We start from the raw sequence: 8716 nt of genomic DNA, 5'->3' as shown, positions 1-8716 counted from the left end.
TGCTTTCGGCTTCCCATTTCGGAGGAAGCTTTATCTTCCGTCCTGGTTTCACCACTTCGATTTTCGGAAAAACCGCGAAAGTATAGTTATATGATACCTCGTCGGGGTAGATAAAGCAACTTCTAAATTTACGATATAGGGGTTTTCAACGCTTTTCGCCGGCGCTGTAATTGTAGCGAGTAGCGAGTGGCGAGCAACGAATAGGGGAGAATCACCACTCGCTACTCGCCATTCGCCGTTCCTCCTTGTGCCTGCCGGATTCAGGGACACGCACAGGGGAACGCCCTTACCACGCCTGATTATGCCAAATCATTGAAAAGCCCTACGTTCGCTTGAAATCGCTCGGGATCTGGCGTATAATATGCCATGGGTTAAGAGCTTAATATCGAGCGTTAAGGAGAAGTGATCGATGTGCTATCAGCGATCATTCCCAATATGTGCCTGAGATGGAAGGAGGATTCGTGCCGAAAAGGACCCCATACGTTCCCCCTTCAACTCCAAAGGAGATCCCGCGTTAGCATGTTAAGCCTTGATCTTGAATGGAAAAGGATGCTAAAATTAAGCTGAAAGCAAAACACATCGGGGGAAATCATGGGAAAACCTTTGAAAGTCGGTATCGTAGGGGCAGGTATCTTAGGCACTGCACATGCGGAGGCGCTACAGGAGGAGGACAGGGTCCAGCTTGTCGCTGTAGCCGATAAGATCGCCGATAGAGCTCGTTCTCTGGCAGGGCGATACGGCGCAAATGCATATAGTGACGCTCAGGAGATGGTCGATAGGGAGGAGCTGGATATCGCCGTCATAGCTACGCCCGATCCGTTCCACAGAGAACCCTTTACCGTCTGCGCGGAGGCCGGCGTTGGTGTGATTCTGTGTGAAAAACCCCTCGCAACCAGCATCAAGGACGCCGAGGAGATGATGAACCTCGCCGAGAAACGAGGTGTCAGGGTCTTCGTCGACTTCGAGAATCGGTTCGCTAAGGCCGATATGACCACCAGATATCTCATACAAAACGGATTGATCGGAGAACCGGTATATGCCGATATGCAACTTGATGATAACATAAGCGTTCCGACTATGCTCTGGGGAGAACGCAGCAGAGATTGGGCCGCCAGAACATCAACCGCGCACTTTCTGATGAGCCACACGGTTGACCTGGTGAGATGGTACTTCGAGCCGGCCAAGGTTGAGAAGGTTTTCGCCATCTCCCAGAGACAGGTTCTCGGATACACACCCGATCTCTATGAAGCCTTCCTCTTCCTTTCAAACGGCGTCAAGGTTAGGTTGAAATCCGAATGGATAAGACATATGGATGATCTGGTCGAATTCAGCCAGTATGTAGGCGGTTCAGAGGGAGGGGTGTTCTATCACAAACGACGAGGATTCAATAAATCCGTGGGATGGAAGGCGAATCTGTCAAATGAACTTTCAATCGAAGGTCTGAGATCGATTCAACGGAAGCTGGAGAGCTATGGGATAAAGGTGACGATCGGACTTGAACCGGATCACTCCAGAGGAGGTGAGGGCTGGAGACCAACGATGAGGATGGATGAGGAGGGAGCCAAGAACCTCAGCGGCTGGCCCTACTTTATCGACGCCATTCTGGAGGGGACGGACTCGCCCGAAAGATGGGGGGAATTCGGAATGTTGCCCACCGGTGAGGATGGCTATGAATCGGTCAGGGTCGTCTGCGCCATAATAGCCTCTTCTGAGAGCTGCAGGACAATAAACTTGTGAGGTGATGAGGGGATGAACCGGGGAGAAAGCGGCATCAAGATGTGGGTCAGGGTGACCTTCTCCAAGGATTCCGTCTTCGGCATATCGAACTGCTATGCCAGACTCAACGTGCCGTTCGATACCTTCCTCAGATCAGCCAGCGATAGGTTCCTCGTTCTGGAGGACGTCGTGTTGCCGATACACTCAAGCGAGGAGGAGAGAAGGCGAAGTACATCGATCGGGGAGTCGAACCTCACGCCGATGCGAAACCTGCAGAGAGCCTTTCCCGGCTCACAGGGGAAGCTCTACATAAACCTGTTCCAGGTGACATCCATAATGCCGCTTGATCCCAGCTCTGAGATAGTCAAGATGCTTGAGAGGATAACCAGCATATCGATCGTCGAATCGAAGAAAGAGGATTGAGGGATGCTTTATTTGGCTACATTGAGCCAAAGGAAAGAGGCAAAAGGATTAAGCGTCGCTCTGACGAGAAAGAGGATCGACGGCATGTCGAATATACCGGATCTGTGTCCTTCAAGAAAGCTCATATCGAGATACAGATCCGGCTCCATATCCTGGCAGGAATTCAGAGAAGAGTATCTGGAAGAACTGAGAGCCGAGTATAAAAGGGCCGGGAGCAGGTTGAGAGGGCTGGCTGAATACGCCAGGGATAAGGATGTCACCCTCTTCGTGCCGGATGACGATTTCCACGTGGGATATATCTCGGTGCTCGGCGAAGCGGTGAACGGAATATGGTTTAAGTCAGGTAATAGAATGCGCGTCGAAACTCTTTTCCCTGAGAGGGAGATCCTCGAGCCGCCTGTTCCCCAGGAGAGGAAACCCTCCTCCAAGGATCAAACGGGTGAGCTTCTGCTTCTACCTGTGGGTGAGGTCGCCGAGGAAATACCGAAGCCTTACTCGGAAATCCCATCCCTTCAGAGCGAAGCGTCTAACTGCGAGTTCTTTCAGGCTAAGGGTAACGCCGCTCGAACGAGGAACTGTTATTTCTGCATTCATTTCGACAGAAGGATAATAGCCTGCATGAAGAAGAACATGCTCCTCATCGAATATGAATGGAGAGAACCTGAGATAGAGGGGGTGTAAGATGGATACCATAGAGACGATCTTAAAGAGAAGGAGCATCAGAAGATACAGGCCGGAACCCATACCGGAGGAGGATCTGCGTAGGATTCTCGAGTGCGGCAGACAGGCGCCTTCCGCCGGTAACAGGCAGCCGTGGCATTTCATCGTCACGCGTGATCCCGATCTCAAGATTAAATTGGCGGAGGCGTGTAACGGCCAGATGTGGATAGCTGATGCTGATGTGATCCTCACAGGTGTCGGGATACCCTCCATCAGTCGAGGTTCCACGGGAAGGCTGTGGTATCCGGTGGACGTCGCCATAGCGATGCAGAACATGATCCTGGCTGCAACGGCGTTAGGATATGGAACCTGCTGGATAGGTGCCTTCCAGGGAGATAAGGTTAAAAAGCTCCTGGAGATACCAGAGGATATGGATGTCGTCGCTCTGACTCCTATAGGTGTGCCGGATCAATCCCCGGGGCCCAGGAGCAGGAAGAGCCCCGCTGAGGTCTTCTCCAAGGAGAAATACGGCGGAGGAGCAGTCTACTGAAATCCACCCATATTCCCTCTTTGAAGGAGCGAGGAACCAGGAACGTCTCTTGGTTCCTTGTTCCTTTTTAACTTTGTCTCGCTCAGTTAGGGTATACGCGATGAATTGGGCTTTCAAGATAGGATCTATATTCGGCATACCGGTTCGGATACATGTTATTTTCCTCCTTCTTTTCCTCCTATTCCTGCTTCCCTATATGGTCGAAGGCAGAATTGGCGAGGGGATATCACTCACGCTGATCATGTTCATTCTGTTCGGATGTGTGGTTCTTCACGAGTTGGGACACAGCCTGATGGCGCGCAGATACAGGATAAAGGTTCATGATATAATTCTACTGCCAATAGGGGGAGTCGCCAGGATGCAGATACCGGAGGACCCCTCTATCGAGATAAGGCTGGCCTTGGTGGGGCCGGCCGTTAACTTCTCGATAGCTCTCCTTTCCGCCCTTGTCCTCCTTCTGACGAGAAGACCCCTTGATCTCTCGCTTTCCATCTCGCCCTATAACGTTATCGGTCTGATATTCAAGGTAAATCTCTGGATGGGGCTTTTTAACCTGATACCAGCCTTCCCGATGGATGGGGGCAGGGTGTTCAGAGGGGTTCTCGCCATGAGATACGATTATCTTCAGGCGACGCACATAGCCAGCCAGGTGGGCAGGGGGATAGCCGTTATACTGGCTCTGTTCGGGATCTACAAGGATGTACTTTTGATCTTCATCGGTCTCTTCGTTTTTATCGCAGCCGGTGGTGAGGAGAGGGCCGTTCAGATGAGGAGAACACTGAGGGAGATCCCCGTCGGGGAGGTGATGTCCAGGAACGTCTTCGCCCTCGCGCCCGATCAGCCGATAAGGGATGCGTTGGAACACATCTACAGAGGGTTGCAGGACGAATTCCCTGTGGTGCGTGAGGGAGGAGAGTTAGTGGGGATGCTGACGAAACCCACCTTGATGAGCTTGATAAAAAGGGATGAATTGGATAGATGGGCGGGAGAGGTGATGGAATCGGAGTTCCCATTCGTCACTATCGAGGACACGCTCGCCGACGTGTATCGCAAAATGGCGGATTCAAGTAAAAGCGCCATGCCGGTGGTCGAAAACGGCGTGTTAAGGGGAATGATATCGCTTGAGAACATAGGCAGATACTTTATGGTTCGCTCTATAGGTGATAGAAAGGAGGAGGAAGGAGATGGAGTATAGGAAGTTGGGGAAAACGGAGATGATGGTGTCGGTCATAGGATTTGGAGCCATCAAACTGCCCCAGGTCTCAGTCGATCAGGCGGTCGAGGCCATAAACAGGGCCATTGAACTGGGGGTGAACTTCATAGACACGGCGCGCAACTACAAGGATAGCGAGCGTAAGGTGGGAGCGGCGGTTAAGGGCAAAAGGGATAAGGTGTATATCGCCACTAAGACGGCCTCTCGCGATTATGAGGGCGCGATGAGGGATATAGAGACCAGTCTCAGGGAACTCGACGTCGACAAGGTGGATTTGCTGCAGCTTCACACCGTCAGCGATGAGGACGTATATGCCAAGGTCATGGCGAAAGGAGGAGCGCTTGAGGCTGTCAGGAAAGCTCAGGAACAGGGAATGGCCGATCACATCGGGATAACGATCCATCGCGCACACTCGGTCATGAAAAAAGCCATCCTCTCGGGGGAGTTCGAGACGATAATGCTCGCATACAGCCCTCTCGATCAGGAAGGGGTCGAGAAGGAGATCATCCCGATGGCACATGAACATGGTATGGGAGTGATCATCATGAAGCCGTTATCAGGCGGAACATTGACAAGTCCCAACGCATCGAGCAAGACCAAGCCTGAACGTGATCCGATCGTCTTCGGCTCGCTCTGGTACATAACCTCCAACCCCAACGTCTCTGTTGTCATCCCCGGCATGCGCTCGGCGAGGGAGGTGGAGGAGAACGTTCAGGTCGGCAAGATGACCAGGCCAATGACGGAGGAGGAGATCAAGGAGCTGAGATACGAGATAGGGAAGCTCGGGATGGAGTTCAGATACGGCCAGGTATGTCTCAGATGCGGTTACTGTCAGCCTTGCCCCCAGGGAATCCTCATTCCAGAGGTCTTCCGAGCTTACGATATGTATAAGGGATATCCGGATAACCTCAAGCATATGGGTATCGATCTCTATAAATCCCTTTCCGTTTCGCCGGAGGAGTGCGTGGAGTGCGGCGAATGCGAGGAGAAATGTCCCGCCGGCCTGCCGATACGGGAGATGCTTAAAATGGTCGTCGAGTCCTTTAAAAACCTGATATGAGAGTCGCATTCTGAAATCTTATCTGAAGGTGAGCTTTACCTCAACAGGGTGATACGAAACTTCTATCCACCGGAGGAGAAATGATAGAGATGATGATGGCAGCGATGTTCTCGATCTCCGTTGAGATCGAGGAACTGATATGCAGATATGAACCTCCCAATAACGGGGCGGGGCCGCTGTGGTGTTACGGCGCCCCTCTGATGGTGAGGATGGGAGACGAGGTGTTCGTGAGTATAATCGAGACGGGGAAGGGTGTGCCGCCGCTCTGTAACACAAGGTGGCAGCTATGGCGACGCGCGGAGGATGGATGGAAGATCATCCAGCAGGAGGGGGATTACCGTGAGAGGGAACCATGCCCGTTGATGGGATTCGACGGCAAGCTGTTTCTGTCGGTCAATCCGTCTCTCGCGCCCAGAGGAACGCGCTATGGCCCTTGCGATCCCCATCTTTTGGAGTTCTCGCTGTCCGATCCCTCATCCTTCCCGAAACCTATCCGTCCGATATGGACTGAAGGGGCCACATTTACCGATCATTCCTATAGAGGCGCCGCGATAGACGGGGAAAACGGCGAGATGTTGCTCCTCAATATCGACGCCAAAGGAGGAGATCAATTCTGGGCTTTTCGTGACTCATCGGGAAACTGGGTCAATGCCGGACGTATACGCTTTCCCATTCGGGCGTGTTATCCTCAGGTCGCCTTGAAGGCTCGGAGCGCTCATGTCCTAGCGATAGGGGATATAGTTGAACCCAATGAGGAGTGGCGTAAATATAAAAGGGAGAAAACGGGAAGGGAGTGGGATTACGTCTTCAGAAGGTTGTTCTATGTCTGGTCGCCCGACATATCCAAACAGGGCTTCTCGGAACCGGTCGAGATAGACAACGTCGATGCCACCGGCGGTTATATCCGGAATCAGGATATGTGGGTGGATGGAAATGGCGATGCACACCTGCTATATCTCAAGCAGACAGCTGTCCCCATAATCCGGGATAGGTTTCTACCCGGAACGCCGGTTGTGGCCTCCTTGGAGTACACCCTTATCCGTCATGGCCAGATCGTCGAAAGACGATCCCTCGTCAAAGGCGGTGAGGGGATAGAGGGCGAAAGACCCAGCTATGGACGGCTTCATGCCACCGATGACGGAAGACTTCTGCTTATCTATACGGCCGAAGGTAGAAATAAGATCATGCAGATCAAACCGGATATCACACCGCCACAGGTGATACCGTTTGAAGATCCGTTCACCGTGTTTTTCACCAATACGGAACGGGGCGGGTCGGATCCATCAAAGGTCATCGATGTCTTCGGAATTGGGGGTGACAGCCACCTACTCCGATATGCGAAGGTAATTGTTGAGGAGGAAAAATGAGGGAAATGGGGTGCACATGGTGCACCCCATCATGGTTTAATGGAAATTTTTCAGGAGAAGCCCCTCGAGCTTCCGACGCTTTGAGGGATGCCGTAGTTTATTAAGCGCCTGGGCTTCGATCTGTCTTACCCTCTCGCGCGTTATGTTGAGGTATTCCCCTATCTCGCGGAGGGTATGCTTCCTTCCGTCCCCTATGCCGAATCTCCACCTGATAACGAGCTCCTCACGCTCGGTGAGTTCCTTGAGCACTTCAGATATCTGCTCTCTGGAGAGTTTATCGAAGGTATCCTCATCGGGAGGTGTAACGGTCTTATCCTCTACGAGGTTATAGAGAGTGGCGTCAGAATCATCGCTCAACTGCGAATCGAGGTAGACGAGGTTATCCCTGAGGCTGTTAAGCCTTTCCAGCTCATCGACGGTTATCCCCATGGCCTCAGCGACCTCCTCGTCGGTGACCGGTCGCTGTTTCTTCATGGCCAGTTTGGCCTTCACCTGGTTGAGCTTACACAAGGTCTCAACGGTATAAGCGGGGATTCGAATCATGCGGGATTGGTCTGCCAGTGCTCTGAGCATGGCTTGCCTGATCCACCAATGTGCGTAGGTGCTGAATTTATATCCACGTTTATAATCGAACTTATCCACAGCTCTCATCAGCCCTACAGCTCCCTCCTGCATCAGATCCAGGAAAGGCAACCCTCTGTTTCTAAGCTTTAGGGCTACGCTTCCAACCAATCTCAGGTTGCATTCCACTATGGTGTTACGCGCCTCATAGACACGGGCTTCGGACTCAGCAAGGCGATCCATAAGCTCCGTAAATCTCTCAGGCGATAGACCTATGAGATTTCGCAATCTTTTGAACTCCGGTGAGCCGGGAGGGGTTTCAAGATATTCGACATATACCTTCTTAAGCCTTTTAATCAGAGCGGCGAACTCCTTCCAATCCCTATTTTCCCTTAATGGTTCAGCTTCCTCGGCGACGAAGGGGATTTGAAGGAAGATCTCAAGGATTTTCTCCTTTTCCTCGTCGATTCTCTTGGCGAGAGTCAGCTCCTCTTCATGGGTGAGGAGGGGACGTTTATAAACCTCCCTGTAATAGATGGTCATCGCGTCACATTCATCGGCATCGTCCTCCGCGAGATCGACATCATCGAGGGCTGGGTCATCACCCTCAAGCCCGAGGCCTGACATCTCCTCTTCCTCGGTGTAATCGTCGATTATACCTCTCAAGCGTCCCATATTTTCAGACCACCTATCTTTTTTGTGCGGCCTTTTTAAGCTGTGCCTGTCGTTTCCTTTTTAAGCGGTGGATCCTCCTGCGTTGCCTTTCCCTTCGACTCTCATATCTCAGCCTTCGCCTGATCTCCTTGAACAACTCTTCCTTCTCACATTTCTTCTTGAATTTCCTCAGCACCTGATCGATATCCTCACCATCTGTAGCACGCACATAAGGCATACATCAATCCCCCTTTTCTTGGGATTTTACCGAAAACAGAGGAGCAGTAAACAATTTATATTATATCACAACCGATATACCATGTCAATTTCTAGGGCTTCCTCTGAGGGCTTTTCAATGATTGTATGATTTAGTATACTATCACAAAGACCACCAGGAAGGAGGTGAGAAAGATGCTCGTGGCGGGCCGATATGTCCATCCCAACAGCTTATTCGCCAGGCTGTCCAAAATAACCGACTACCGCTTAACAAGATATTATCACTGCTTATCCTG

General features: G+C 51.7%; 9 protein-coding genes. 7 read left to right on the top strand and 2 right to left on the bottom strand.

The genetic code is table 11. The annotated features are described in order from the left end of the window. Window positions 1-591 precede the first annotated feature (591 nt). From J7M22_07460 to J7M22_07430, 7 genes are all read left to right on the top strand, one after another. Complete coding sequence (locus tag J7M22_07460; GenBank protein MCD6506450.1) at window positions 592-1737, top strand: Gfo/Idh/MocA family oxidoreductase; 1146 nt, start codon at window positions 592-594, stop codon at window positions 1735-1737. 12 nt (window positions 1738-1749) lie between these two features. Further along, on the top strand, window positions 1750-2139 hold the full coding sequence (locus tag J7M22_07455) for a hypothetical protein (GenBank protein MCD6506449.1): 390 nt from the start codon (window positions 1750-1752) through the stop codon (window positions 2137-2139). Window positions 2140-2142: 3 nt separating this feature from the next. Beyond that, window positions 2143-2820, top strand: coding sequence for a DUF488 family protein (locus tag J7M22_07450; protein ID MCD6506448.1), 678 nt, complete (start codon window positions 2143-2145; stop codon window positions 2818-2820). Between the two features lies 1 nt (window position 2821). Then, entirely contained in the window at window positions 2822-3349 is a 528-nt protein-coding gene (locus J7M22_07445) for a nitroreductase family protein (GenBank protein MCD6506447.1), read from the top strand. A gap of 100 nt (window positions 3350-3449) precedes the next feature. Continuing rightward, the gene (locus J7M22_07440; GenBank protein ID MCD6506446.1) at window positions 3450-4544 is read left to right on the top strand and encodes a site-2 protease family protein; all 1095 of its coding nucleotides are present in this window, start codon (window positions 3450-3452) and stop codon (window positions 4542-4544) included. Beyond that, complete coding sequence (locus J7M22_07435; protein ID MCD6506445.1) at window positions 4534-5622, top strand: aldo/keto reductase; 1089 nt, start codon at window positions 4534-4536, stop codon at window positions 5620-5622. Before J7M22_07440 ends, J7M22_07435 begins: the two co-directional genes overlap by 11 nt. Before the next feature lie 80 nt (window positions 5623-5702). Then, entirely contained in the window at window positions 5703-6989 is a 1287-nt protein-coding gene (locus J7M22_07430) for a hypothetical protein (protein MCD6506444.1), read from the top strand. Between the two features lie 36 nt (window positions 6990-7025). On the opposite strand, the gene J7M22_07425 is transcribed toward J7M22_07430, so the two are convergent. Then, window positions 7026-8225: a sigma-70 family RNA polymerase sigma factor gene (locus J7M22_07425; GenBank protein ID MCD6506443.1), complete on the bottom strand. Its 1200-nt coding sequence runs from the start codon at window positions 8223-8225 to the stop codon at window positions 7026-7028. 13 nt (window positions 8226-8238) lie between these two features. Further along, window positions 8239-8442, bottom strand: coding sequence for a 30S ribosomal protein S21 (rpsU, locus tag J7M22_07420; protein ID MCD6506442.1), 204 nt, complete (start codon window positions 8440-8442; stop codon window positions 8239-8241). Window positions 8443-8716: the final 274 nt, after the last annotated feature.

This window comes from Candidatus Poribacteria bacterium (genome assembly GCA_021162805.1).
Classification (GTDB): domain Bacteria; phylum Poribacteria; class WGA-4E; order B28-G17; family B28-G17; genus JAGGXZ01.
This window is presented reverse-complemented; position numbering and strand designations above follow the sequence as displayed.

Bases quoted from the DNA above. Each gene is read 5' to 3' on its own strand.
- J7M22_07460 (MCD6506450.1), top strand. From the start codon at position 592: ATGGGAAAACCTTTGAAAGTCGGTATCGTAGGGGCAGGTATCTTAGGC.
- J7M22_07455 (MCD6506449.1), top strand. From the start codon at position 1,750: ATGAACCGGGGAGAAAGCGGCATCAAGATGTGGGTCAGGGTGACCTTC.
- J7M22_07450 (MCD6506448.1), top strand. From the start codon at position 2,143: ATGCTTTATTTGGCTACATTGAGCCAAAGGAAAGAGGCAAAAGGATTA.
- J7M22_07445 (MCD6506447.1), top strand. From the start codon at position 2,822: ATGGATACCATAGAGACGATCTTAAAGAGAAGGAGCATCAGAAGATAC.
- J7M22_07440 (MCD6506446.1), top strand. From the start codon at position 3,450: ATGAATTGGGCTTTCAAGATAGGATCTATATTCGGCATACCGGTTCGG.
- J7M22_07435 (MCD6506445.1), top strand. From the start codon at position 4,534: ATGGAGTATAGGAAGTTGGGGAAAACGGAGATGATGGTGTCGGTCATA.
- J7M22_07430 (MCD6506444.1), top strand. From the start codon at position 5,703: ATGATAGAGATGATGATGGCAGCGATGTTCTCGATCTCCGTTGAGATC.
- J7M22_07425 (MCD6506443.1), bottom strand. From the start codon at position 8,225: ATGGGACGCTTGAGAGGTATAATCGACGATTACACCGAGGAAGAGGAG.
- rpsU (MCD6506442.1), bottom strand. From the start codon at position 8,442: ATGCCTTATGTGCGTGCTACAGATGGTGAGGATATCGATCAGGTGCTG.